We start from the raw sequence: 24,218 nt of genomic DNA on the forward strand, positions 1-24,218 counted from the left end.
ACCCATATGCCAACGCGAGCAACATCTTCCACAAACATGCTGATGGGGAGGCACCGCTGAGCGGTGCCACCCCATCACTCACTTCGAGACAGAACCTAGACCGGACCCGCGTTCTCGGCGCCGGAGACGCCCGGAACGCGAACCGCGACGTCCTCGATGAAGTCGACCACCAGTTCCCGACGGCAGAACAACCAGCTCTCGCCGATCCGGGCGAAGGTGTCCTGATAGCGGATGGCGACCCGCCGGTCCCGGTAGCCGTCCGCGCGCCGCGAGATGTGGTGTGCCGTGCAGTAGACCTCACCGTGCACGCGGTCGCGCGAAACCGGCTCGAGCACATGCTGTTCCACGACGTGGCGGGTGAGCACGAACCGTGACACCGCGTCCACCACCGAGGAGACCACGCGCTGCCTTCCCATCAGCTCCACGGCTTGCTCCGTCCCGTTCAGCACGGGTGGTAATACGAGGACCGCATCCGGAGTGAACAGCGCTGTGAGCGCGGCACTGTCCCGGCGGTCGGCGGCGCGCGCATATCTCGCCGGGAGTGTGGTGATGGCAAGTCGGTCCGCGGGTTCCACGGTCCCATCCTCGCCGCTCGGCCCTACGCGGGAACAGAGCTTTCCGGTGGGTGGGACCTCGCCGGACATCCGACCGGTCGACACCGCTAACGTGCGAACGACGTATCGCGACAACCGCGAACGGCAGAGGAGAAACCACGATGGATGCGATGACGTCGGCCGATCCGGAACCGGAAAGCGTTCCCACGGTGAGCAATTCACCTGCCGACATCGTCCTGACCTCGCAACTGCAGGACGTCCCGGTCGACCGCGCGACAGCCGCGGCGCGGCGGGTGATCGACGCCCTGCTGCGCACCGACCGGACCAACGCGAATCTGGACCGGGTGGCCGAGGAGCTCGACAACATCGCCGACCACCTCGAGCAGCATGCCCCGGTGGTCGCGGAACGGCTGATCGACATGTGGCGCGGTGAGGGTGTGACCCGGCACGATCCGGTCACCGGTCCGGAGAACGCGATCGCACCGCCCCTCGCACTCACCGGCCGTGCGGACGGGTCGGTGGACGGTGTCGTGACCCTGACGCTTCCGTATCAGGGACCGCCGGGACATGTGCACGGGGGAGTGGCCGCGCTGCTGCTCGACCACACACTCGGGGTGGCGAACGCCTGGTCGGGCCGCAGCGGCGCGACGGCGCAACTGAATGTGCGGTATCACCGTCCGACCCCCTTGTTCGAGCCGCTCACGGTCGGCGGCCGGATGGCGTCGGAGGACGGCCGCAAGATCAACTCGGCCGGCGCGATCCACACCGCCGACGGCTCCCTCTGCGTGTCGGTGGAGGGTCTGTTCATCGACAAACGGGTTCCCCGCCCGCGCTGACGAGCGGCCGGAACCGATCGGCCACGCCCCTGTTCCCACTCAGCGAGAGAGGTCCGCAGATGAAGATTCTGATCGTCGGTGGCACCGGCATGATCGGCGTGCACGCCGCGCTGCACCTGCGCGAGCACGGTGACGAGGTCACCGTCGCGGGCCGCGGCCCGATATCGGCCGATTCACCGGTCGCCGATTTTCCGCTGCTGGTGGGCGATTACACGGTGCCCACCTTCACCCCGGCACAACTGGAACGCTTCGACGGCATCGTGTTCGCCGCAGGGCAGGACGTGCGGCACATGACTCCCGAGGACGACACCCGGCGATTCTGGGAGACCACCCAGAGCGTCGGCGTACCCCGCTTCGCGGCACTGGCCAAGCAGGCCGGCGTGCCGCGCTTCGTGCAGGTCGGCAGCTACTACCACCAGCTGCGCCCGGACTTCGCCGAGCACAACCCCTATATCGCGGCCCGCAAAGCCGCCGACGAGGGCGCCCGCGCGCTCGCCGACGATTCGTTCGCCGCGTGCACCCTCAATCCACCGTCGATCATCGGTGCGGTACCGGGAACGTCGGCTCGCCGCTATCGTCGGATGATCTCCTGGGCGGCGGGGAACGAACCCGGCATCCCCGACTTCGCACCCGCCGGCGGCACCAACTACATGTCCGCTGCCTCACTCGCACAGGCGATTCGGGGCGCACTGGTGCGGGGTGAGCCCGGTGCGGCCTACCTCGTCGGCGACCAGAACCTGTCGTATCGGGAGTTCTTCCAGATGCTCGTCGACGCCGCGGGCGGTGGGCGGACCATCACCGAGCGCGACGAGCAGCACCGGTTGCAGCCGGATGCCTCGATCATCCAGGGCCGCGGCAACACCCTGGCCTACGAACCGGATCCCGACGAAGTGCGCCTGCTGGGCTACAGCCGCGACGACTGCAGCCGCGCCGTCCAAGCCCTCGTGGACGTGGTGTCGGCCGCGCACTGACCGGGTGAGCACTCCGTTCGTGCAATAGGGGGAAATTCGCGGCAATTGGCGGCAGGATGGCAGATATGCGCGCACTCATCCAACTCCGTCCCTCCGCCGATCTGATTGCCGCAGTTGCCGATCCGGCCGTCTCGGTGGCCCCGGCGGATGTCGCCGGCGATTTGCCCGGGTTCGACCTCGACCACGACTTCGCCCCGCTGTCCGTCCCGGATACCGTCGCCGCCGACCGAGCCGGCGCTGGTTCGGTGGTAGTACGCGGGCAGATTCCCGACGACGACCTCGACGCCACGGTGGCACGACTGACCGGAACCCGCGGCGTGGCAGGCGTTTTCGCCGACCCGCGGATCGAGACGAACCTCACCTGCGGCGGCGATCCCGCGGTCGGCACCTGGCACGACGTGCAAACCCTGTTGCACACCGGCGATCTGGCCGCCGGTGGGATGGACGGAAAATCCGTCGCCGTCGCGATCGTCGACACCGGAATCAACGCCGCCCGCGTCGAGCAGACCCGCGGCGGCCCGGTGACCGTCGACACCGCGCGCAGCTGGAATCCGCCGGGGGTGAGCGGCACGGCCGGACAGTTCCCGGTCGACCACGGATCGATGTGCGCGTTCGACACCCTGATCGGCGCGCCGAACGCCACGCTGCTCGATATTCCGGTGCTGCAGAGCAAGACTCGCGGCGGCTCCACGATGGACGGGCTGCTGTCGGACGCGCTGGCCGCCTACGCCCATCTGCGCACCGTACTCACCGACCAGCCGGAGGCCACCCGCACACTGGTGATCAGCAACAGCTGGGGCGCGTTCTCACCGGACTGGGACTTCCCGGCGGGGCAACCGGGCAACTACTCCGACAACCCGTCGCATCCGTTCAACGTGATCGTCGGTTCGCTGGAAGCGGCCGGCGCCGACATCCTGTTCGCCGCGGGCAATTGCGGCCGCGACTGTCCCGATTCGCGGTGCGCGTACCAGGATCGGCCCATCGGCGGCGCCAATTCGCATCCGAGCGTGCTGAGCATCGGCGGAGTCGACACCAAGGGACAGCGCGTCGGCTACTCCTCGCAGGGGCCGGGCCGGTTGTCCGACCGCAAACCCGACATCTGCAGCTACACCCACTTCCTCGGGTCGACGGTATTCGGCGCGAAAGAGCCCGATACCGGAACGTCGGCGGCCTGCCCGGTCGCCGCCGGACTGGTCGCGGCGATCCGCACGGTCTATCCGGCGAGCAAGCTGGCACCGGCCCAGCTGCGAGACCTGTTGCGGCGCACCGCAACCGCGCAGCCCGGCGGGTTCGACTACGACTACGGATTCGGTGTGGTGAACGCCGCCGCGCTGCTGGCGGAGCTGAAGAACACCGAGATCCGCGCGTAGCGTGGAACCATGCCGCTGCTCACCGTCCGGCTCTCCAGCGACGCCACCCTGGCGGCGGCGCTGCGCGAATTGCACCTCACCGAGGCCGAAGTCGACCTCGATTACGGCCTCGTCGCGGTGGACCCGGACCAACACCTGTATGCCCTGCGGGTGAGCGATGCGGCCGCGACGCGGGCGGCGGCGGTCTCGGATGCGGCCGAGATCTTCGCCGATCCGCGTATCGGCCCCGCGCACGACGCCGCGCCCGATCCCCGGTCGCCCCGGCTGCCGCCCGACGACTCCGCCCCGGCCTGATCGCGGCACGAATTGTGCCGTCCCGCTGCCGAATTGGACCGTATGCGCTATATATCGGCGATACGTTCCCAACCCGCGAGGAGCCTTCCCGTGTCCGATCATCCGGTCGACCTGCGCACCGATGTGGCACACCCAGCCCGCATGTACGACTACTTTCTCGGCGGCAAGGACCACTACGAGGCCGACCGCCGCGCCGCCGAGACCGCTCTCGCGAACTTTCCGGCGGTCCGCCTGACCGCGCGCACCAACCGCGAATTCATGCGCACCGCGACGCGCTATCTCGCCGAGCGGGGCGTGCGCCAGTTCCTCGACATCGGCACCGGGATTCCGACCGAACCCAATCTGCACCAGGTCGCGCAGGAACACGCGTGCGAGGCGCGGGTGGTGTACGTCGACAACGATCCGATCGTGCTCGCGCACGCACGGGCGTTGCTGGTGAGCGCCCCCGAAGGCCGCACCACGTATGTGCAGGCCGACGCCGCGGATCCCGAGGCGATCCTCGGCTCCCGCGAGCTGCGCGACACGCTGGACCTGTCGCAGCCGGTGGCGATTTCGCTGATGGCGGTGGTCCACTTCGTGCCCGGTGACGTCTACGCCATGGTGAACACGCTGATGGATGCGCTGGCCCCCGGTTCGTATCTCGCGATGAGCCATGTCACCACGGATTTCGACAACGGCGCCAACGATCCCGACGGAATGGGCCGCCTGCTGCAGGTGTATTCGGATCAGGGCATTCCGGTGCGCCCGCGCAGCCGTGACGAGGTCGCCCGCTTCTTCGACGGCCTCGAACTCGTCGAGCCGGGTGTGGAGGTCATTCACCGGTGGCGGCAGGTGGGCATCGAACATCCCGCCGACCACGACAAGAAGGTCTCGCTCTACGGCGCGGTCGGCAAGAAGGTGTGAGCGCCGACCACGAATTCACCCGCAACGTGTGACGCGCGCCCGCCGCCACCGCCGTTAGCGTCGCTGCCGAGCGGCAACGACGGTCGGTGATCGGATCGCCCGCTCGATCGGCCAGTTCGGTGACGCGTTGGGCACCGCCGAAGCAGGCGCGACGCCGGTCGGTCTGTACCCGACCGTGACAGCGGCGGTCGCGGATCTGCCCGATGTGGGCGAACACTCCGACGGCGCCGAATCGCCGCGATAGAGGCCGTCGCGGACAGTTCTACGTTCTGTGGCGTAACCGCTGATGTCAGGGACGCGGTGGATGTAATGGCTGGTGCGAGAGCCGGTGTCGGTGTGGTCGGTGACCGAACTCGAATCCGGAGCTGACAACAGCCAATTGGAGCATCTCCCCGCGCGACGACGACTGTGATGAGATAGCGGGGCAGTTCTTGTCCGGCAACCCCAAGCCGAGAACCCGCCAGTCCTCCGAACCGGCCTGTCACCGATCACCCGCGAGGCTGTGCGCGATGGCCACGGCGAATTTGGTTGTATTACAGACAAATTCGACGGGAGTGACGGCGCGGCGGCAGCCTTTCATCGGCGGCAACACACCGACACTCACGACCTCGGGCCGGCATCTAGGCTCCTGGCATGAGTACGGCCCCGACCAAGCAAAGCCGACCAGGGAACCGACGATACCGATCACTGCTTCGCAGGCATCTTCTGCTCGTCTGCACTGTCGTGGCCTGCCTTGGGATACTCGTCCCGGCGAGCGAGCCGGCCGGCACCGAGATTATGTCTTTGTCCCCGTCGAAGATCCTCGGCGGGGCATTCGTGGCGGTTGTGGTGTGGACCGTGGTCATCGCCTACCCGATCCTGGCAATCCGATCCCGGCGGCTTCGGGTACCTGAGCTCGGCCCCCTGGCTGCTCCCGTTCTGATAATCGCGCTCACGGCCATTTCATGGAGCGCACACCTGCCAATGGCTGCACGCTGGTACCTCTCGGCGCACGCCTTCGACGATGCGGCACAGCAGGTGACTGCTGGGGTCGATCCACGGACGTTCGAAGGTGGCCGCCTCGGCCTTTATCGCATACGCGGTGTGGAACGCCGCGACGACGGGATCTACTTCAGGACTGGCCCTATGGCGAACTATTGCTCGATGGGGAGTGGCTTCGCCAGTCATTCTGGCCACCGGCCCGCGGCAGGCGCATCCCATCACCTCAGTGGCGACTGGTATTGGTTCTGTTTCAACAGCGCGGGGGTTACAGTGCCCGACTACCCCATCGGAGAACTGCACTAGCCGGAGACAAACCGCTAGCCTCGAGAGTCGCGGACGAGCGTCGCGCACTCGGCGCAGTTGTATCGGTGGCCTCACGCCGTTTTCCGGCCGCGCGGGATAGTCGGCCCGGACAGGCGCGGGACAGCGGCTACTCCGAGACCACGACCAGGCCACACCGGGAGCCGGCTGAGCCTGCCGAATCAGGCCCATATGGGCGAACACTCCGACGGCGCCGAGCCGACGCGATAGAATTCCGGGAAACAAGTAAACCCCGGCCGAAGCCGGGGGTTATCTGTAACTCCGAGTTACACACAGTGTCCGGAGGGGGACTTGAACCCCCACGCCCGTTAATAGGGCACTAGCACCTCAAGCTAGCGCGTCTGCCATTCCGCCACCCGGACCGGTGGTGCTCAGCAAGGTTAACGGATCTCTCCGCGAGGTCCAAATCACGGGTGTCCGTGCAGGTCCCGGACTCGCGGGTGACTGCTGAGCGCCGCCTTCGGGAGGGCTAGTTCGTCAACGCCTCGAGCAGTGCGGCACGCTGACGGGACCCTAGGCCGCCGATACGGCGGTCAACCGGAATATCGGCTTCGTCCATCAGCTTTGCCGCCTTGACCGGCCCGATGCCGGGCAGAGCCTTGATGACCGCGGCGACCTTCGTCTTCTTGACCAGGTCCTCTTTGTCGGCACGCTCGAGCACCTGGGCCAACGAGACCGAGCCCTTGCGAATCTGCTCGATCAGTTCCGACCGCGCCTTACGGACCGCGGCCGCCTTGGCCAGCGCTTCGGAGCGTTGCTCGGCGGTCATGGTGGGAAGTGCCATGTCTCTAACCTTTCACTCGTTCGCTGGAACCTCAACGGCACCGATTGAACATCACCGGCAGCCCGGTGATGGGTCGACACACCGCGAGGATAATCCCGGTTCGGCGGTGGTGGCGGGGGTTCGGATACCCGAGATGCGGGAAATTTGCCACGATTCGCCCACGTCGTCTGGGGTGCCCGGCTGACGGCTAGCGGCCGGGCGATCGCACCAGGCCGTGCCGGTAGGCGTACACGACGGCCTGAATGCGGTCGCGCACTTGCAGTTTCGCCAGAATCCGGGAGACGTGGGTCTTCACGGTCTCCTCGCCGACCCCCAGGGCGGCGGCGATTTCGCTGTTGCTGCGGGCGTCGGCCAGCAGGAGGAGAACCTGCTGTTCCCGGGCGGTCAGGGCGTGATCGGGCGGTGGCGCCGGGGCCAGCGTGTCGGCCAGCCGAGCGGCCAGCCGGCGGGTCATCGACGGGTCGATGATCGCGTCACCGCGCACCGCCACGCGGATCGCCGCGATCAGCTCCTCCGGCGGCAGCGTCTTGAGCAGGAAGCCGCTGGCACCGGCCTGCAAGGCCCGCGCGAGGCTCGCCTCGCTGTCGTAGGTGGTCAGGACCAGCACCCGGGTACCGCCGGCGGCCACGATGGCCTCCGTGGCTGCCAGACCGTCGAGTTTCGGCATCCGGATGTCGAGGATCGCCACATCGGGCCGCAGCCGTGCGGTATCGGCGACGGCGGTGCGACCGTCGCCCGCCTCGCCGACGCATTCGAGGTCCGGGGCCGCATCGAGGACGGCGCGCAGTCCGGATCGGAACATCGCGTGGTCGTCGGCGATGAGGACCCGGACCGTGCCCGTCACGACCGCCCGCCCGGGAGCCGGACGAGAACCCGCCAGTGACCGTCGGCGACGTCGTGGTCCACGCTGCCGCCGAACAGCTCCGCGCGCCGGCGGATGCCGTCGAGTCCCCGGTGCACGCCCGTGGTCGCTTCCGGCGCGGCACCGCCCGGCTGGACGACGGTCGCGCGTTCTCGCGACGGCGTTCGCCGGCCGGAACGGAACCTGGCCCCGGCCGGTGCGGTGGCGCGGACGGTCGCACGCTCAGCTGCCGGGAAGCGGACCGCATCGGGCCCGTGCGGAGTCGCTGCCGAACCGAGTGGTCCCGCCGGTGCGCAAGGTACGGATACGTTCGAATCCTCTTCGCCGGCAAGCGGATTGGACTGTTCGATCTCGACCCCGGTACCGTCGTTGCGGACCGTCAGCCGCGCGCTGCCGGCGCCGTGGCGCAGGGCGTTGGTGAGCAGTTCCTGGACGATCCGGTAAACGGTGATGTCGAGCGAACGGGGTAGTTCGGCGCCGGTGGTGGTGACGGTCAGATCCAGGCCGGCGCCGCGCACGCGGTCGACCAGATCGTCGATATCGGCCATACCGGGCTGGCGGGCGGCGTCCTCGCGGCCGTGCAGCAGATCCAGCTGACGGCGCAGATCCACCATCGCGGCCCGACTCTCCGATTCCACCGCCGACAGCGAGCGCATCGCCGCGGCGGTGGCGGCGCCGCTTCCGTGCAGCGCCAGACGCGCCGCGCCCGCATGGATGCCGATCGCGCTCACGTGATGGGAGATGACGTCGTGCAGGTCGCGGGCGATCGCTTCGCGTTCGTCGGTGAGCGCCCGTTCCAGCGCGGTCCGCTGCTGCTGGCGCGCGAGCCGTTCACGCTGCTCCAGTTCCGCGATATAGGCGCCGCGACCTGCGGTGTAGCGGCCGACCAGCCACGGCACGACGCCACCGGAGATCGACGATGTGAGCAGCAGCCGCCAGTCCGCCCCCGGCGCACCGCCCGCGATCAGCGGCGCACCGCACGCACCCAGCACCAGGACGGGCACCGTGACCAGCGAGGCCCGGCCCGACAACCAGGCACCCGCCCGATAGCCGGCCACGAGGAAGCCGACGTCGGCCACCCGGACGGGCAGCCCGTGCCGGTGCAACAACACGGTGACCGCCAGCCGGATCCCGACCTGGACAACCGCGACGACCGCAGCCGTCGCCGGTGGCGCCGCGAAGGCCAGGTCGGCCGCCACGATGGCCACCAGGACCGCGGCGGCCGGGCCGGGCGCTACGGCGAAGATGCCGGAGAGCGTGAAGACGACCGCGTCCACCATGGCCGCGACCACCGCGACCGCCACCGACTGCCTGGTCAGCGACCGGCGAACCGCACGCAGTTCACCGCCCGGCGGCTCCGCCGCGCTCTCTGTCCCCGGCCGCCGTGGAGTGCGCCGCAGCAGCGCCCACGGGCTCGGCGACACCGCTCGCTCCCACAACACACCGCGACGATACCGGCGCGGACCGGGACGGCGAGTCCCTCGGCCGGGGGATCGGCAATCCCTCTCGGGCCCGATGTTCCGGCTGGTCGGCGGCATTACCGTCGCTGTGGCACGCCGCGCGCGAGGACACCTCGGTTCCCGCGGGCGGCCGGATCACGGATCGGACAGGAGTTCGGATGAACAATGCGGACCTGGCGCTGTACGCGGTGCCCGCCTTCATCGCCATGATGGTCGTGGAGTGGTGGGACGCGCGCCGCGATCCCGACCGCGCACCCAGCGGGCGATACGGACGCGAGGCGGCCACCAACTGGGCCACCTATGCGATCGGCCAGCTCACCAAGCCGCTGCTGCAATACGTGTTGCCGTTCTCCACCATCGTGCTGGCGGCCTCGTGGACACCCCTGCACCTGTCACCGCGCGACTGGTGGGTGTGGCTGCTGGGACTGGTGGTCACCGATTTCTGCTACTACTGGGCGCACCGGGCCGATCATCGAATCCGGTTGCTGTGGACGGCTCATTCGGTGCACCACTCCAGCACCCACTTCAATCTCACGACCGCTATCCGGTTGCCCTGGCTCAACCCGATCGCCTCGATGACGCGCAGCCTGGCTTGGGTGCCGGCCGCACTGCTGGGCTTCCCCGCGTGGATGATCTTCCTGCTCAACACCCTCGGGCTGCTCTATCAATTCCCGATCCACACCCAGCGCGTCCGAACCCTGTGGCGGCCGGTCGAATTCGTCTTCAACACCCCGGCCCATCACCGCGTGCACCACGGTTCCAACCAGCCCTACCTCGATACCAACTACGGCGGTGTGTTCATCGTGTGGGATCGCATGTTCGGTAGTTTCGCCGCCGAATCCGAACCCATCCGTTACGGGCTCACCCACGACATCGGCACCGGGAATCCGCTGAAGGTCAACTACCACGAATTCGCGGCGCTCCTGCGCGACGTGCGCCACGCCCGCACCTGGCGGGGGCGACTGGGCTATGTCTTCGGCCCGCCGGGCTGGCGGGAGAACGCGACGGAGACACCGATCGGACAGCTGCCCGAACCGGCCGGCGCCGCCGTTACGACGGGTTAGCGCATCGGCGTGGACCGCGCCGCTGGGCGTCACAGCTCCACGGCGCCGGTCGCCGCCGGAGTGTCCGCCGACGGCTTGCGCGTCCACAGCACCGCCACCAGGACGACGGCGGTGACCAGGACGATATGCGCCGCGAACAGCGTGAGGAACGGCAGCGCGAAACCTTCGTCGGTCAGAGCGCCGCGCTCGCTCACGCAGTAGAGCGTGTAGTTCACCGACGTGCCCTCGGAATCCTGGACCGTGTCCGACACCACCATCGGATCCAAGTAGGGGGCCCGGCAGAACAGCGGCGCCGTGAGCCGGGCCTCCCCGGGCCAGATCGCCAGCGGCAGGACGAAGCTGACGAGACTTCCGGCGCTGACGCCGGCGCCGAGTGCGGAAACGATCGCTCTGGCCACTGTTCACACCTGCCGGATACGGAGAAACGAACCGGCGGAATCGAATTCGGCGATCATGTCCGACCGCGCGGAGGTCACGTCGGCAACGATACGGATGTCGCGCCCGAATCGGCTCACGACGATCACCGGCACGACACCGTCGGCGAGGCCACTGCGGGCGCGGGCGGTCTCGACGATCGACTCGAGCCGGGTGAGGCCGGGTACGTCGCCGAGGGAGAAGCATTCGCCGTCCAGGTCGTCGAAGGCCGAGACGCGCACCGGCCGCGGGGCGCTCACGGCGCCGAGGCGATAGGAGTAGTCGTCGAGTTCGCGTGGGCGCTGCGGACTTCGGACGCGCAGGTGGACCGCCGGTTCGCGGGTGCTCAGATCGTCGTGGTCGGCCAGGAATCGGGTCACCTGCTCGGGCTGATCGGCCAGGACCAGGCGGAACTGCGTCGACTCGGGAGCGACGAACATCACGACGCCGGCCTGAATGTCGCCGGTGCCCAGCCGGTTTCGCACCGCCTCGAATGCCGCGGCGGGCAGGCCGTTCACCAGGCCACCCCCGCGAGCGCGGATCTGCTGCTCGAAGGCGTCGCGTTCCACCGCGCCGACGCAGCCACAGGCGATCAACACGATCGGGCACACCGCGGCCCGAAGCCACCTACGACGGCGCATGCCGGAATGATAAGTGTCACTACCGGAATCCGTGCGCCCGATATGTGAAGAATCTCGCCGAGCCGACGGCACCGTCGGGGCACGCCGCCGATCTCCGGCGACGCCCCGGCCGGACAATTCGATCAGGGAGATCACAACGCGGTCGACGTTGCCCGAGCAGGCGCGGGGAGGCCGCTGCGATGTGAGGGTGCCGAGGCGCACGTCGATGCGGGGTTCCGCGGGCCCGGCCGAGTCGGGCGTCATTCGCCCCGGCGCGGCGCGTGGTAGGAAAGGGGCGTGACAGGTGTACAGCGCGAGTCCCGCTCCCGGGCGGAAGCCGAAGTGGTCGAATTGGTCAGCACGCTGATTCGCTTCGACACCTCCAATACCGGGGTGCTGGAAACCACCAAGGGTGAACGCGAATGTGCGCAGTGGGTGGCCGACCAGTTGCAGCAGGCCGGATACACCACCGAATACGTGGAGTCGGGAGCACCGGGACGCGGAAATGTGTTCGCGCGCTTGCCCGGAGCAGATCCCGGTCGTGGCGCGCTGATGATCCACGGCCATCTGGACGTGGTGCCGGCCGAGGCCGCGGACTGGAGTGTGCATCCGTTCTCGGGCGCGATCCGCGACGGCTACGTGTGGGGCCGCGGCGCGATCGATATGAAGGATATGGTCGGCATGATGCTGGCGGTGGCCCGCCAGTTCAAGATCGAAGGCACGGTGCCGCCGCGCGATCTGGTGTTCGCCTTCCTCGCCGACGAGGAGAACGGCGGCAAGTGGGGTTCGCAGTGGCTGGCCGACAACCGGCCGGATCTGTTCGAGGGGGTCACCGAGGCGGTCGGCGAGGTCGGCGGCTTCTCACTGACCGTGCCGCGCCGCGACGGCACCGAGCGGCGGCTGTATCTGGTGGAGACCGCCGAAAAGGGCCTGGGCTGGATGCGATTGCGCGCCAAGGCCCGCGCGGGCCACGGTTCGTTCCTGCACGACGACAACGCCGTCACGATTCTGGCCGAGGCGGTGGCGCGGCTGGGTAAGCACACGTTCCCGCTGGTGCTGTCGGATTCGGTGGCCGAATTCCTGGCCGCGGTCAGCGAGGAGACCGGCATCGACTTCGATCCGGACAGCCCGGATATCGAAGGTCAGCTCGCAAAACTGGGCACCATCTCGCGCATCATCGGCGCGACCTTGCGCGATACCGCCAACCCGACCATGCTGCGCGCCGGGTACAAGGCGAATGTGATTCCGCAGACCGCCGAGGCGACGGTGGACTGCCGGGTGGTACCGGGCCGGCAGGCGGCCTTCGAACGAGAGGTCGACGAGCTGATCGGCCCGGACGTGGAGCGCGAGTGGATCACCAGACTCGACTCCTATGAGACAACGTTCGACGGGCATCTGGTCGACGCGATGAACGACGCGATCCTGGCCCACGACCCGAACGGCCGCACCGTGCCCTACATGCTGTCCGGCGGCACGGACGCGAAAGCGTTCGCGCGCTTGGGAATTCGGTGTTTCGGCTTCGCGCCGCTGCAATTGCCGCCGGAACTGGATTTCTCCGCACTGTTCCACGGCGTGGACGAACGGGTGCCGGAGTCGGCGCTGGAATTCGGCGCTCGCGTCATGGAGCATTTCCTGTTGCACAGCTGACGATCCGCTCGACTAGCAGAAAGGACGGTCCTCGTGCCCGACTATTCCTACAATCCCTATGCGGCGTTGCCGCAGCTGCCCGAGTTCACCCTCACCTCCACCGATGTCACCGACGGACAGCCGCTGGGTAACGAACAGGTCAGCGGGGTGTTCGGGGCGGGCGGCAGAGATATCTCCCCGCAGTTGTCGTGGAGCGGGTTCCCTGCAGAGACCAAGAGTTTCGCGGTCACCGTGTACGACCCGGACGCACCGACCGGCTCCGGCTTCTGGCACTGGGCCGTCGCCGACATCCCGGCGTCGGTGACCTCGCTGGAATCGGGTGCGGGCAGTGCCGGAGAGGGCAGCGAAGGCGGCGCCCTGCCGAGCGGGGCGATCCAGTTGCGCAACGACGGCGGCTTCGCCGGATTCGTCGGCGCCGGTCCGCCGCCCGGACACGGCTACCACCGCTACTTCATCGTGGTGCACGCCGTGGACGTCGAATCGCTGGGCGTCGGCGCGGACGCGACCCCGGCCTATCTGGGTTTCAACCTGTTCTCCCACGCCATCGCGCGTGCGACGCTCGTCGGCACCTACGAACAGAAGTAGTCCCGACGTGTCGGCGGGGTCGCCGGTAGCTGCCGAAGACCCCGCCGACGCGAACAGACTGTGTCCGAACCGATTCGACTAGAGGTTGTGCACTCCCTCGGGGACCGGATCGGTGTAGAGCTCGGCGATGTCGGCCGCGTATTCGGCGGCGATCGGCGAGCGCTTCAACTTCAGCGTGGGAGTGAGTTCCACGCCGCCGGGTTCCCAGGCCCGCGCCAGGATGCGGAAACGCTTGATCTGCTCCACCCGCGACAGTTTGGCGTTACCGGCGACGATCGCGGCGCGCACCTCCTCGAGGATCTGCGGATGGGCGGCGAGGGCGTCGAGATCGGCGTCGGGGATGCCCAGCGCCTTCGCGCGCACGGCGGCGGTGTCGGGGTCGAGCACGACCAGCGCGGCGATGTACGGGCGGGAGTCGCCGATGGCGACGATCTGGCCGATCAGCGACGAGGCGGCCTTCACCGAATTCTCGATGTTGGTGGGGGAGATGTTCTTGCCCGCCTCGGTGATGATCAATTCCTTCTTGCGGTCCACGATGGTGACGTAGCCGTCGCCGTCGATGGTCGCGATATCGCCGGTGTGCAGCCAGCCGTCGGAATCGATGGCCTCACTGGTCTTCTCGGGCATCTTGCGGTAGCCGTGGCTGACGATGCCGCCGCGGATGAGCAGTTCGCCGTCGCTGTCGAGGCGGATCTCCACCCCGTCGACGGCCCGGCCCACCGATCCGGGGCGCGGCTTCTCGAGTTCGGTGAAGGTGCCGACGCCGGTGGTCTCCGACATGCCCCACACCTCGCTGACCGTGAAGCCCAGCCCGAGCAGGAATTCCAGCGTCTCGGGCGGGATCGCGGCAGCGCCCGAGGAGGCGACCTTCAACTCGTCCAGGCCGAGGGTGGCGCGCAGCTTCGACAACACCAGCGCATCGGCGAGTTTGTGCTGGACGGCCAGCAGCGGGCCGCCGTTGCCGCCGGCCAGTCGCGCCCGGGCGGTGGCCACGCCGACGCCGATCGCCCACTGCGCCAGCGCCTTCTTGACCGCGCTGGATTCGGTGGCGATCGCCGCGTCGACACCGGCCTTGATCTTCTGCCACACCCGCGGCACGCCGAAGAAGAAGGTCGGCCGGGCATCGGGCAGGGCGGCGGCGATCTCGCGCGGATCCGGCACGCAGGTGATGGTGACGCCGGTGAACAGATTCAGGCAGTGCCCGGAGATACGGTCGGCGACATGGGCGGCAGGCAGGTACGACACCGCCCGAGCTTCGATATCGGCGACGAGGGCGCCGTTGGTGAGCGCGACGATCTGGGCGACTACATTGGCGTGGGTGATCTCCACGCCCTTCGACGGCCCGGTGGTGCCGGAGGTGTAGATCAGGGTGGCCAGATCGTCGGGCCGCACCGCCTGCCAGGCGGCGTCGAAATCGAAATCCTCGGCCGGATCGTTCTCGACCTGATCGAGGGTCAGCTCGCCCTCGGGTGCGGCGCCGTCGACGACGATCACATGCTCGAGTTTCACCCCGGAGGCGGTGATCGGCGTCAGGAACGCCTGTTCGGTGACGACCACGCCGTTCTCGGCGTTGCCGAACACGTGCGCGATCTGTTCGGGAGAGCTGGTGTTGTACACCGAGAACGGGGTGGCGCCCAGATGCAGGATCGCGGTGTCGACCAGATTGAACTCCGGCCGGTTGGTGAGCATGATCCCGACCGTGTCACCGTGCGCGACACCGAGTTTCGCCAGCCCGGCCGCGATCGCGCGCACGCGGCGCGCGTAGTCGGCCCAGGTGATCTGCTGGGTACCGCCGACGGTCCGCAACGCGACCTGGTTCGGGCGTAGCGTCGCCGTCTGCTGGAAGGCCTCGGGCACGGTGCGGACCGTGGCGCCGGTGTGGTGGGTGTAGCCGATCTCTGCTGTGGTCATATCCCTTGTTCCCGGTCGGTGCACGAACATCACGTCGGGGACGTGATGCGGATCACCCATCCTAAACGTGAAATCGGACATTCGGGGGGCTGTTCCGGCCGGTAGCAACCGGCTCCGCGCACCGGAAACCGGCCGCAGCAGGGGATCGGCGAGCGGGTGGGGCCGGCCGCGCTCAGGCGCGGGCGGTGTGGGCGGCGCCCACGGCCTCGGCGAGGCTGCGGTATCCGTCCGCGCGCAGGCGGGCGGCGATGCCGCGGTGCACCGAGCGCGTCCAGAACGGCCCGCCGTAGATGAACCCGGTGTAGCCCTGCAGCAGCGAGGCTCCCGCGAGAATGCGCTCGTAGGCCTGATCGGCGTTCTCGATGCCGCCGACCGAGATCAGCACCAGCCGGTCTCCGACGCGGGCGTAGAGGCGGCGCAGCACCTCGAGCGAGCGGTCGGCGACCGGCGGTCCGGACAGCCCGCCCGCGCCCATCGCGGCGACCTCGGCGGCCGGAGTGGCCAGTCCGTCGCGGCGAATGGTGGTGTTGGTGGCCACGATTCCGGCGAGCCCGAGTTCGACGGCCAGGTCGGCGACCGCGTCGATGTCCTCGTCGGACAGGTCGGGGGCGATCTTCACCAGGACCGGTTTGGGTTCGGCGCCGGACGCGACGCTGTCGAGCACCGCGCGCAACAGCGGGCGCAGCGATTCCACGGCCTGCAGATCGCGCAGCCCGGGGGTGTTGGGTGAGCTGACGTTGACCACGACGAAGTCCGCGAGCGGGCCCAGCAGCCGCGCGCTGAGCGCGTAGTCCTCGGCGGCGTGTTCGGGCTCCACGACCTTGGTCTTGCCGATGTTGGCGCCGATCGGCACGCCACCGCTCCGGCGTGCGGCCAGCCGTCCGGCGGCCGCGGCCGCCCCGTGGTTGTTGAAGCCCATCCGGTTGATCAGCGCGTGGTCGGCCGGCAACCGGAACAGTCGCGGCGCCGGATTACCCGGCTGCGCCTGCGCGGTGACGGTGCCGATCTCGGCGAACCCGAAACCCAGTGCGCCCCAAGCGTTCACACCGGCGGCGTTCTTGTCGAACCCGGCCGCCAACCCGAGCGGCGCCGGGAAGTGGACGCCGAAGACCGTGGTGGAGAGGATCGGATCGCCGGCCGCGGTGAGTTTACGGGCCAGCCATCGCGTGGGCGGGAAAGCGGTCGTGAGCCGGATGACGGTGAACACGAGGTGATGGATACGCTCGGGCGGCACCAGGAACAGCAACCGCAGGAATAAGGAATACATCCCTCACATCCCCGTTTCGGTCACGGGGAAGCTGGTTTTGCGCCGCCGCAACAACACTCGCCGGCTGCCGTCGGTGTAGGCGCGCACTCGCGAGAGCTCCCAGCCGCCGAATTCGGCCTGGATGGCCAGGCGCATGGACGCGGTGACCCGATTCACGTCCGGGGGTAGTCGTAGCGGCACGTACTCGTATTCTCCTTCTTCGCTGGTCTCCTCCCATCCCGCGGGAATCGACCGTCTGCGCCGGTCGTGGTGTGCGGCGCCGGACGCCGACTCGTATCGAGGCGCTCGAGCCATCACTGACCTCTCTTCCTCTGGTCCGCGCCGATGCGTTGCAGACCGTCTCCGGTTGCCGACCCGATGAACATGTCGCCGGTGCGGCTGTCGATCGTCAGCGAATTGGGCTGGCGCACTGTCGCGAAGCGACCCACTTCTTCCGGTATACCGGTCGACAGATCGAAACCGACCACTTCGTTGCTTCCGCTGAGCGTGAGCCACACGGTGTCGGACCGTTCATCGTAGGCCAGTGTGTAGGGGGAGGGCCCGACCGGGAAGCGCTGGCGCAGCAGCAGCGGATCGGTCGTGTAGACCAGCAGGGCGCCGCCGGAGGTGTCGGTGGCCAGCAGGCGGCCGTAGTGGTCGCTGATGACATGGGTGGCGCCCAGGCCCGCGCGCAGGGCCAGACCCGGGCGGTCGCGATCGAGGTCGAGTTCGGTGAGAGTGGTCTGGTCCAGATCCAGCGTGGCGACGGCGTTGGCCGTGGCGGCCACCGCGTCGACGGTGCCCAGGCCGCTGACGGTCTTGTTCGGATGTCCGTCCGCGTCGAGGATCTGCACGCGGCCACCGTCGAGCCCGGCCACCAGACTGCCGTCCCCGCGCCGCGCGATCGCGCGCACGTCGCCGTCGACGGGCACCGGGCGGATCGCGGCGGTGGCGATATCGACGCGCAAAACCTCCCGCCCGGCCGCGACGAGCACCTCGCCCGGGGCGCCGAGGGCGAGGCCGGTGGCGTGCGCGGGCAGGGTGATCGCCCGCGCGGCCGACGGATTCACGGGGTCGACCAGGCGTAACCCGAGGCCGTTGGGGTCCAGGGCGACCACCCGGCCGGTGGCGGGTTCGGCGAGCAGTGCCCCGACCGGCCCGAAGGCGGTGACGGCTCCGGCGGGCGTGGCGGTCGCCGCCGGCGCGGCGGCGGCGCGTCCGGGAGCACCGGCCGCGGGGGCAGTGGTGTCGTCGCTATGGGAGGAACAGCCCGCGACGAGCACGACGGCGCCGGCGGCCGCGAGGACGGCACCCAGTGCCGACCGATAACCCCGCATGCTCCGAACTCCTTCGTGTGACTCATGCGTACTGTTTCATCTGACCATGATCGGACACGCGGCCCGGTCACCGGGGTGGTTCCGGCGTGGCACGCGCCTCACCCGTTACCGTGGATACCTCATGTCGGACGTCGAACCAGGGGAGTCTCGGTTGGAAACAGACCGCACGTCTGAATTCACACTTGAAGATTTAACCGTTGGTCCGTTCGCGCACGGGTTCGGCCGAACGGCCGAGGGGCAGCCGTTCGCCTTCCGCACGGTGCGTTCCACCCTCACCCTCGAGATCTACCGCGCCGACACCCCCACCGACGTGCCCGGCCCCGAGGATGTGGTGGCCGTGGTCGAGGCCGCCGTCACCGATATCGACCTCGACGACGCCCGCAGCGTGCGTGCCCTGGTGCGTGATCTGGTGCCGACCGCCGTGCCGGTCCCGGCGCAGCGCGGGGCGACCACGACGGTGCGCGCGTTGCTGAACCGGTTGAGCGCGGTCATCGAGGGCCGCTGATCACACGTGCCAGACTGTAGGAACCACCGGTTACTTTCGACACATTCGAGGACGTAATGGCATTGCGACGCACGGTCCACGGCGCATTCGGAATCACGATGCTCGCGCTGGTGATCGCCGCCTGCGACAGCGGTCCCGACGAGGCTTCGGTGGCGGCGGCGCGCTCGTCGGCCTACGCCGCGCTCACCTCCTCCTCGGAGGCGGCCGCCGTCAGCAGCGCCAACCGGCCGCCGTTGCCGACCGCCGCACAGCTGGATTCACAGATCAAACGCGCACTGGATCCCTCGCTGCCCGACAGTGAACGCACCGACCTGATCGAGGACGGCGCCGCGTTCAAGGACGCCATTCCCGACATGTACAAGGCGCTGCACGACAACCCGCGCGCCGTCTACGGCGTCGTCGATCCGGTATTCGACAACCACGACGGCACCCTCACCGCCACGATGCGGCTGGACAAGGACGGCAGCGGCGAGAACGTGCGCACCACCATCGTGCATTTCGTCGATATCGATGGGAAGTGGAAGATCTCGCGCAACGATCTGTGCGGGATCCTGCGTTCGGCCGACTATCGCACCGCGGCCTGCGGCTGACCCCCGGCATGCTCGAGGGGTTTCTCCTGCGCTGGGGTCGATTCGTTCATCGCCATCGCTACCTGGTGTTCGCGATCTTCGTGCTGATCGTGGCCGTCTCGGGGTTCTACGGCCGTGATCTGGGCTCCCGGCTGACCCAGGGCGGATGGTTCGACGAACACAGCGAATCGGTGGTCGCCTCCAAACTCGCCGACCAGACCTTCGGCCGCGACACCGATGCCGACGTGATCGTGCTCTACACCGCACCACCCGGCCACACCGTCGACGATCCGCCGATCCGCACGGCGATCGCCTCGGCGCTGAAGGATCTGCACGACCGGTATCCGGACCGGATCAAGAAGATCGACAGCTATTTCGACGGCTCGATGATGGGGCAGTTCGCCGACGCCTCCCGCACCCACGCCTTCGCCAGCATCGGCCTGCACGGCTCCGACACCGCCACCGTCGACAACTACCTCGCCATCCAAAAGGATTTGGGCGCAGGCGGTTCCGGGCGCGGACCGGGCGGCACGACGGTACAGCTGGCGGGTCTGCAACCGGTGGTCGAGGGGATCAACATCGGGATGCAGGACGATATCCACCGCGCCGAGCTGATCGCGCTGCCGGTGGTGGCCGTGCTGCTGTATTTCGTGTTCGGCGGCGTGGTCGGCGCGCTGCTGCCGGTGCTCGTCGGCGGGATGACGATCCTGGGCAGTCAGGGCATGATGCGCCTGCTCACCGACCACATCGACGTCAACGTCTTCGCCAGCGCCGTGGTCACCCTGGTGAGCCTGGGGCTGGCGATCGACTACGGCCTGTTCGCGGTGACCCGGTTCCGGGAGGAGCTGGCGGCCGGGCGCAGTGTGGAGGAGGCGACCGCGCGCACGGTCGCCACGGCCGGGCGCACGGTGCTGTTCTCCGCCGCGATCATCGCGGTGAGCCTGGCGGCGCTGTTCATCTACCCGAATGGGGTGCTGCGCTCGGTGCCCTACGGCGGCATCAGTTCGGTACTGCTGGCGGCGCTGCTGTCGGTGACCGCGCTGCCGGCGGCGCTGAGTATCGTCGGGCGGCGCATCGATCTGTGGGGCTGGCACCGGTTCGCCGGAATCCGCAGCGCCCAGGAGATCGACCACGGGTTCTTCTCCAAGCTGGCCCTGTTCGCGATGCGCCATCCCGCGCGGGTGATCGTGCCGGTGGTGGCCGGACTGCTCTTCCTGCTGATCCCGTTCCGCAACATCGAATTCGGCGGCCTGTCGGAGCGATACCTGGCGGCCGACAACCCGGCCCGCGTGGCACAGGAGAAATTCGACACGCTGTTTCCCGAATTCCGCACGGAGCCATTGAAATTGGTGGTCGTGGGGGCGGATCCGCAGCAGTTGTCCGATATCCGGTTCCAAGCCAATTTCGCACCGGGGCTGACGGGACCGTTCGAGGCGGCGGCGCCGACGACCAACGGGATCAATGTGCTGTCCACCGGTCTGGTGCACAAGACCGACGCGGACGCCGCCATCGCGGCGCTGCGTGCGATTCCGCATCCGTCCGGGGTGCAGGTGATGGTGGCCGGGGTGCCGGCCCTGGAACGCGACGCCATTCACGGCCTCATCGACGGATTACCCTTGCTGGCAACGATTCTGGCGACCGCGGCCCTGGTGCTGATGTACATCGCCTTCCGCTCGATCGTGCTGGCGTTGAAGGCCGTGCTGATGAGCGCGCTGAGTCTCGGTGCCGCACTGGGCATTCTGACGTGGTTGTTCGTCGAAGGGCACGGCGCTGGCCTGCTCGGCTTCACCCCGGGGCCGCTGATGTTCGCGGTGCTGGTGCTGATCGTGACGGTGCTGTTCGGATTGTCCACCGATTACGAAGTGTTCCTGCAATCGCGCATGGCCGAGGCGCGGGCGGGTGGGGCGCCGCCGGCGGAGGCGATTCGCTACGGCATCGCCCACACCGGCGGGGTGATCACCTCGGCGGCGGCGATTCTCATCGTCGTGACCGGTGCGTTCGGCTTCTCCGATCTGGTGCTGATGAAATACATCGCCTACGGCATGATCGCGGCCCTGATCCTGGATGCCACGGTGATCCGCATGCTGCTGACCCCTGCGGTGCTGAAATTGGTGTGGCGGTGAGTCTTCCGCAGGCAACAGCGGGGCGGGACGGATGCGCGGTGTCAGCGCTCCCGTTCCAGCTGCGCCAGCCGGGTGAGCGCGGGTAGGGCGGCCGCCAAGGCCCGGCGCTGCGCGAGGCTCAGTTCGCCGATCAGCGGAACCAGATAGCGCACCCGGTCGTCGTGGCGGCTGCGCCGGATCTGCCGGCCGGCCTCGGTGAGGTGCACGAGCACGGCCCGCCCGTCACCGGGATCGCGGCGGCGCAGTACCAGGCCGTCGCGCTCCAGGCGCGCGACGAGTTGCGTGATTCCCGGCTGGGTCATCTGTTCGGTATCGGTCAGCTCCGTCAGTCGCATCGGGCCCCGCTGCGCCAGGGTATCGAGCACCGACAGCGTGGTGAACGGCAGCTTCTCCCGGACCGGAATGCGGATGTAGACGCGGTTGAAGTCCTCGATCACCGCGGCGAACCCGTCCACGTCGAAATCATCGATGTCGTCCACACGGGCAATTATATCCGAAACTTATACAAGTTGCTTAAATAAGTTGCTTATGTAATTGTGGCGTCCACACGGCGCAGGAGGCCATATGAACGACACCACCGACGATGCCCGACCGTTCCCCTTGACTCCCACGACGATTCACGTCCCCGACAGTGTGCTCGCCGACCTGCGGCAGCGCCTGGAACGGACCCGCCTGCCCGACGACGTCGGCAACGACGACGGGTATTACGGCGTGCCCGCCGGTTATCTGCGGGAGCTCGTCGACTACTGGCGCAGCGGATACGACTGGCGCGCAGCCGAAGCCGAGATCAACACCTTTCAGCATTACAAGGTGGACATCGACGGGGTGCCGATCCATATCATGCGCAAGCCCGGAGTCGGCCCGAATCCGACGCCGCTGATCCTGACGCACGGGTGGCCCTGGACGTTCTGGCATTGGTCCAAGGTCGCCGGGCCCTTGTCCGATCCGGGTGCGCACGGCGGCGATCCGGCCGAGGCGTTCGACGTGATCGTGCCGTCGTTTCCGGGCTTCGGATTCTCCAGTCCGCTGCTCGACCGCCCCGATCTGAACTTCTGGAAGGTCGCCGACCTCTGGCACACACTGATGACCGAGGTGCTGGGGTACGAGAAATACGCCGCCGCGGGTTGCGACGTCGGCGCGCTGGTCACCGCGCAGCTCGGCCACAAGTACGCCGAGGAGTTGTATGCCATCCACATCGGATCCGGGCTGAAACTGACCCTGTTCAACGGCGATCGAGCCTGGGACTTCAGCGGTGGGCGGCCGATTCCCGACGACCTGCCCGCGGCGGTGCACGCACGATTCGTGGAGCTGGACAGACGTTTCGCCGTCCACCTGGCCGCGCACCTGCTCGCCCCCAGCACCCTCGCCCACGCCCTGTCGGATTCTCCGGCGGGCATGCTGGCGTGGATCCTGGAGCGGTGGAGCAAGTGGAGCGACAACGGCGGTGACGTCGAAACCGTGTTCAGCAGAGACGATCTGCTCACCCACGCCACGATCTATTGGGCCACCAACACCATCGGCACCTCGATCCGCCTCTACGCCAACAACAATCGCTATCCCTGGACGCCTTCACACGACCGCCTCCCGGTCGTGCAGGCACCCACCGGCATCACCTTCGTCGGCTACGAGAACCCGCCCGGCGTCGACACCGAGGGCCGCGTCGAGAACTTCCGCACCGGCGACCGCGCCCAGTGGTACAACCACGTCGATCTCACCGTCCACGACCGCGGCGGCCACTTCATCCCATGGGAGATCCCGGATCTGTGGATCGACGACCTGCGCCGCACCTTCCGCGGGCGGCGCTGACCCGGTAGCGGCGGGTCACCGGGGCGGGGGAGCGAACCCGTCCGGCCATTCGGTGCCGTCGTCGTATTTCACATCCGTCAGGTCGGCGCCGGTGAGCAGTGCGCCGGTCAGTTTCGCGCCGACGAGGTCGGCGTCGTTGAGCTTCGTGCTGGTCAGGTGGACGTCGGTCAAATTCGCGCCGCCGAGGCGCGCGCGGGTGAGGTTCGCTCGGTGCAGGTCGGTGCCGGTGAGGTCGTCGTTGCCGAGATTCGCCTCGGTGAGGTCGGCGAAGGCGAAACGTGTGCCGCTGAGCTTCGCGCCGGTGAGGTCCACATGGCCGAGGGTCGCGCCGATCAGGCGCACGCCGGTCAGATCCGCGCCCGCCAGTCGTGCACCGGTGAGGGTCGCGCCGTTCAGGCAGGTGCGGCTGAGATCGACTCGATGGTCGCCGTCCCGAGCGGCGTCACGGCGGCCGATGACCGTGAGCGCGGTTTGGATGTCGGAGGGCGGCTCGACAGCGGGGTCCGGCCGCGCCTCGGAGTCGTCACACCCGGCTGCGCCCGTCTGGGTCCGCACGAACGCCTCGAGCACGGAGAACACGGTCGCGTGATCTGCCGTCGAGTCCTTCGCGAGCCGTTCCAGTAGATAGATACCGGAGATCCGGACGTTGATCTTGTCGGATGCCAATTGTTCTGCGGCCAGCCGGAAACGGTCGGTCACCGCGACCTGCTCGGACAGCGCGTACTGATTGTTCGTCGCGCGCAGCGATTGGGCGGTGAACCACAGGGCGACGGCAGCGGTGAGCGTGGCGCCGAGCGTCCCGGCAGCTGTTGCCATGGCCGCCACCTTCGTCCACCCGGGCCAATGCCGCCGCAGCCAGGATCTCGAACCGGAGGACTTCTGAGGCGTCTTCGGCGTCGTCATCGCACATCTCCCCTCGCGGAGGCGACTCCCGAAGTCGGCCTACGACCCCCCGCCTCCGTCGACCACTCTAAGCCGAAATCGCTCGGCACCAACCGATTTCAGCAGAACGGTGTCGCCGGGACGGTCAGGCGGGTGCGGTCACCGCGGCGAGA

The 24,218-nt window shown here is 68.3% G+C and carries 25 protein-coding genes and 1 tRNA gene; 13 read left to right on the plus strand and 13 right to left on the minus strand.

The features are described 5' to 3' along the window. Positions 1 to 95 precede the first annotated feature (95 nt). Positions 96 to 575, minus strand: a complete 480-nt coding sequence (locus IG65_RS0122290) for a nuclear transport factor 2 family protein (RefSeq protein WP_030516887.1) — start codon at positions 573 to 575, stop codon at positions 96 to 98. Between the two features lie 149 nt (positions 576 to 724). On the opposite strand from IG65_RS0122290, the gene IG65_RS0122295 reads away from it, so the two are divergent. From IG65_RS0122295 to IG65_RS0122325, 6 genes are all read left to right on the plus strand, one after another. Further along, on the plus strand, positions 725 to 1,390 hold the full coding sequence (locus IG65_RS0122295; protein WP_030516888.1) for a PaaI family thioesterase: 666 nt from the start codon (positions 725 to 727) through the stop codon (positions 1,388 to 1,390). Between the two features lie 59 nt (positions 1,391 to 1,449). Further along, positions 1,450 to 2,361 (plus strand): NAD(P)-dependent oxidoreductase, encoded by a 912-nt coding sequence (locus tag IG65_RS0122300; protein WP_030516889.1) that lies wholly within the window; start codon positions 1,450 to 1,452, stop codon positions 2,359 to 2,361. Between the two features lie 65 nt (positions 2,362 to 2,426). Beyond that, the gene (locus tag IG65_RS0122305) at positions 2,427 to 3,731 is read left to right on the plus strand and encodes a S8 family serine peptidase (protein WP_030516890.1); all 1,305 of its coding nucleotides are present in this window, start codon (positions 2,427 to 2,429) and stop codon (positions 3,729 to 3,731) included. 9 nt (positions 3,732 to 3,740) lie between these two features. After that, the gene (locus IG65_RS0122310) at positions 3,741 to 4,025 is read left to right on the plus strand and encodes a hypothetical protein (protein ID WP_063833715.1); all 285 of its coding nucleotides are present in this window, start codon (positions 3,741 to 3,743) and stop codon (positions 4,023 to 4,025) included. A 90-nt stretch (positions 4,026 to 4,115) separates the two neighbouring features. Beyond that, complete coding sequence (locus IG65_RS0122315) at positions 4,116 to 4,928, plus strand: SAM-dependent methyltransferase (protein ID WP_231509348.1); 813 nt, start codon at positions 4,116 to 4,118, stop codon at positions 4,926 to 4,928. Positions 4,929 to 5,561: 633 nt separating this feature from the next. Further along, entirely contained in the window at positions 5,562 to 6,212 is a 651-nt protein-coding gene (locus IG65_RS0122325; protein WP_156055725.1) for a hypothetical protein, read from the plus strand. A gap of 294 nt (positions 6,213 to 6,506) precedes the next feature. On the opposite strand, the gene IG65_RS0122330 is transcribed toward IG65_RS0122325, so the two are convergent. From IG65_RS0122330 to IG65_RS0122345, 4 genes are all read right to left on the minus strand, one after another. Then, a tRNA-Leu gene (locus IG65_RS0122330) sits at positions 6,507 to 6,592 on the minus strand. 107 nt (positions 6,593 to 6,699) lie between these two features. After that, entirely contained in the window at positions 6,700 to 7,014 is a 315-nt protein-coding gene (gene mihF / locus IG65_RS0122335; protein ID WP_030516894.1) for an integration host factor, actinobacterial type, read from the minus strand. Between the two features lie 187 nt (positions 7,015 to 7,201). Next, positions 7,202 to 7,858: a response regulator transcription factor gene (locus tag IG65_RS0122340; protein ID WP_081879672.1), complete on the minus strand. Its 657-nt coding sequence runs from the start codon at positions 7,856 to 7,858 to the stop codon at positions 7,202 to 7,204. Beyond that, positions 7,855 to 9,318, minus strand: coding sequence for a sensor histidine kinase (locus IG65_RS0122345; protein ID WP_231509350.1), 1,464 nt, complete (start codon positions 9,316 to 9,318; stop codon positions 7,855 to 7,857). Before IG65_RS0122345 ends, IG65_RS0122340 begins: the two co-directional genes overlap by 4 nt. A 176-nt stretch (positions 9,319 to 9,494) precedes the next feature. Between IG65_RS0122345 and IG65_RS0122350 the strand changes: the two genes are divergently transcribed. Then, positions 9,495 to 10,400 carry a sterol desaturase family protein gene (locus tag IG65_RS0122350; RefSeq protein WP_036525442.1) on the plus strand — a complete coding sequence of 302 codons (906 nt, stop codon included), beginning with the start codon at positions 9,495 to 9,497 and terminating at the stop codon, positions 10,398 to 10,400. Positions 10,401 to 10,429: 29 nt separating this feature from the next. Here the strand turns inward: IG65_RS0122350 and IG65_RS34995 are convergent, their stop codons facing one another. Together IG65_RS34995 and IG65_RS37000 are read right to left on the minus strand one after the other, a co-directional pair. After that, a complete protein-coding gene (locus IG65_RS34995; RefSeq protein ID WP_051756659.1) occupies positions 10,430 to 10,798 on the minus strand; it encodes a hypothetical protein in 369 nt (122 codons plus the stop codon). Between the two features lie 3 nt (positions 10,799 to 10,801). After that, complete coding sequence (locus tag IG65_RS37000; RefSeq protein WP_156055726.1) at positions 10,802 to 11,455, minus strand: hypothetical protein; 654 nt, start codon at positions 11,453 to 11,455, stop codon at positions 10,802 to 10,804. A gap of 276 nt (positions 11,456 to 11,731) precedes the next feature. On the opposite strand from IG65_RS37000, the gene IG65_RS0122365 reads away from it, so the two are divergent. Further along, entirely contained in the window at positions 11,732 to 13,081 is a 1,350-nt protein-coding gene (locus IG65_RS0122365; protein WP_030516900.1) for a M20/M25/M40 family metallo-hydrolase, read from the plus strand. Positions 13,082 to 13,114: 33 nt separating this feature from the next. After that, positions 13,115 to 13,666: a YbhB/YbcL family Raf kinase inhibitor-like protein gene (locus IG65_RS0122370; RefSeq protein WP_030516901.1), complete on the plus strand. Its 552-nt coding sequence runs from the start codon at positions 13,115 to 13,117 to the stop codon at positions 13,664 to 13,666. A gap of 78 nt (positions 13,667 to 13,744) precedes the next feature. Here the strand turns inward: IG65_RS0122370 and IG65_RS0122375 are convergent, their stop codons facing one another. The 4 genes from IG65_RS0122375 to IG65_RS0122390 all read right to left on the minus strand — a co-directional run bounded on the left by IG65_RS0122375 (position 13,745) and on the right by IG65_RS0122390 (position 18,160). Further along, positions 13,745 to 15,577 carry a long-chain fatty acid--CoA ligase gene (locus tag IG65_RS0122375; RefSeq protein ID WP_030516902.1) on the minus strand — a complete coding sequence of 611 codons (1,833 nt, stop codon included), beginning with the start codon at positions 15,575 to 15,577 and terminating at the stop codon, positions 13,745 to 13,747. 172 nt (positions 15,578 to 15,749) lie between these two features. Continuing rightward, positions 15,750 to 16,844, minus strand: coding sequence for a quinone-dependent dihydroorotate dehydrogenase (locus IG65_RS0122380; RefSeq protein WP_030516903.1), 1,095 nt, complete (start codon positions 16,842 to 16,844; stop codon positions 15,750 to 15,752). Positions 16,845 to 16,847: 3 nt separating this feature from the next. Further along, complete coding sequence (locus IG65_RS0122385; RefSeq protein WP_051024622.1) at positions 16,848 to 17,138, minus strand: DUF5703 family protein; 291 nt, start codon at positions 17,136 to 17,138, stop codon at positions 16,848 to 16,850. Next, positions 17,138 to 18,160: a YncE family protein gene (locus tag IG65_RS0122390; RefSeq protein WP_030516905.1), complete on the minus strand. Its 1,023-nt coding sequence runs from the start codon at positions 18,158 to 18,160 to the stop codon at positions 17,138 to 17,140. The genes IG65_RS0122385 and IG65_RS0122390 overlap by 1 nt, the downstream gene beginning before the upstream one ends. Before the next feature lie 259 nt (positions 18,161 to 18,419). Here IG65_RS0122390 and IG65_RS39230 point away from each other — a divergent pair, with 259 nt between their 5' ends. From IG65_RS39230 to IG65_RS0122405, 3 genes are read left to right on the plus strand one after another with little or no spacing between them, the layout of a single operon-like run. Beyond that, positions 18,420 to 18,665, plus strand: coding sequence for a hypothetical protein (locus IG65_RS39230; protein ID WP_227463155.1), 246 nt, complete (start codon positions 18,420 to 18,422; stop codon positions 18,663 to 18,665). Positions 18,666 to 18,721: 56 nt separating this feature from the next. Beyond that, on the plus strand, positions 18,722 to 19,255 hold the full coding sequence (locus IG65_RS0122400; protein WP_030516907.1) for a hypothetical protein: 534 nt from the start codon (positions 18,722 to 18,724) through the stop codon (positions 19,253 to 19,255). Next, complete coding sequence (locus tag IG65_RS0122405; RefSeq protein WP_231509352.1) at positions 19,207 to 21,357, plus strand: MMPL family transporter; 2,151 nt, start codon at positions 19,207 to 19,209, stop codon at positions 21,355 to 21,357. The genes IG65_RS0122400 and IG65_RS0122405 overlap by 49 nt, the downstream gene beginning before the upstream one ends. Positions 21,358 to 21,398: 41 nt before the next feature. Here IG65_RS0122405 and IG65_RS0122410 read toward each other — a convergent pair whose 3' ends face one another. Then, on the minus strand, positions 21,399 to 21,836 hold the full coding sequence (locus tag IG65_RS0122410; RefSeq protein ID WP_063016793.1) for a MarR family winged helix-turn-helix transcriptional regulator: 438 nt from the start codon (positions 21,834 to 21,836) through the stop codon (positions 21,399 to 21,401). Between the two features lie 85 nt (positions 21,837 to 21,921). Here IG65_RS0122410 and IG65_RS0122415 point away from each other — a divergent pair, with 85 nt between their 5' ends. Next, the gene (locus IG65_RS0122415; protein ID WP_030516910.1) at positions 21,922 to 23,163 is read left to right on the plus strand and encodes an epoxide hydrolase family protein; all 1,242 of its coding nucleotides are present in this window, start codon (positions 21,922 to 21,924) and stop codon (positions 23,161 to 23,163) included. Between the two features lie 15 nt (positions 23,164 to 23,178). On the opposite strand, the gene IG65_RS36040 is transcribed toward IG65_RS0122415, so the two are convergent. Continuing rightward, positions 23,179 to 23,979 (minus strand): pentapeptide repeat-containing protein, encoded by an 801-nt coding sequence (locus tag IG65_RS36040; RefSeq protein WP_051756662.1) that lies wholly within the window; start codon positions 23,977 to 23,979, stop codon positions 23,179 to 23,181. Positions 23,980 to 24,218 lie beyond the last annotated feature (239 nt).

This window comes from Nocardia sp. NRRL WC-3656, assembly GCF_000720265.1.
Taxonomy (GTDB): Bacteria; Actinomycetota; Actinomycetes; order Mycobacteriales; family Mycobacteriaceae; genus Nocardia; species Nocardia nova.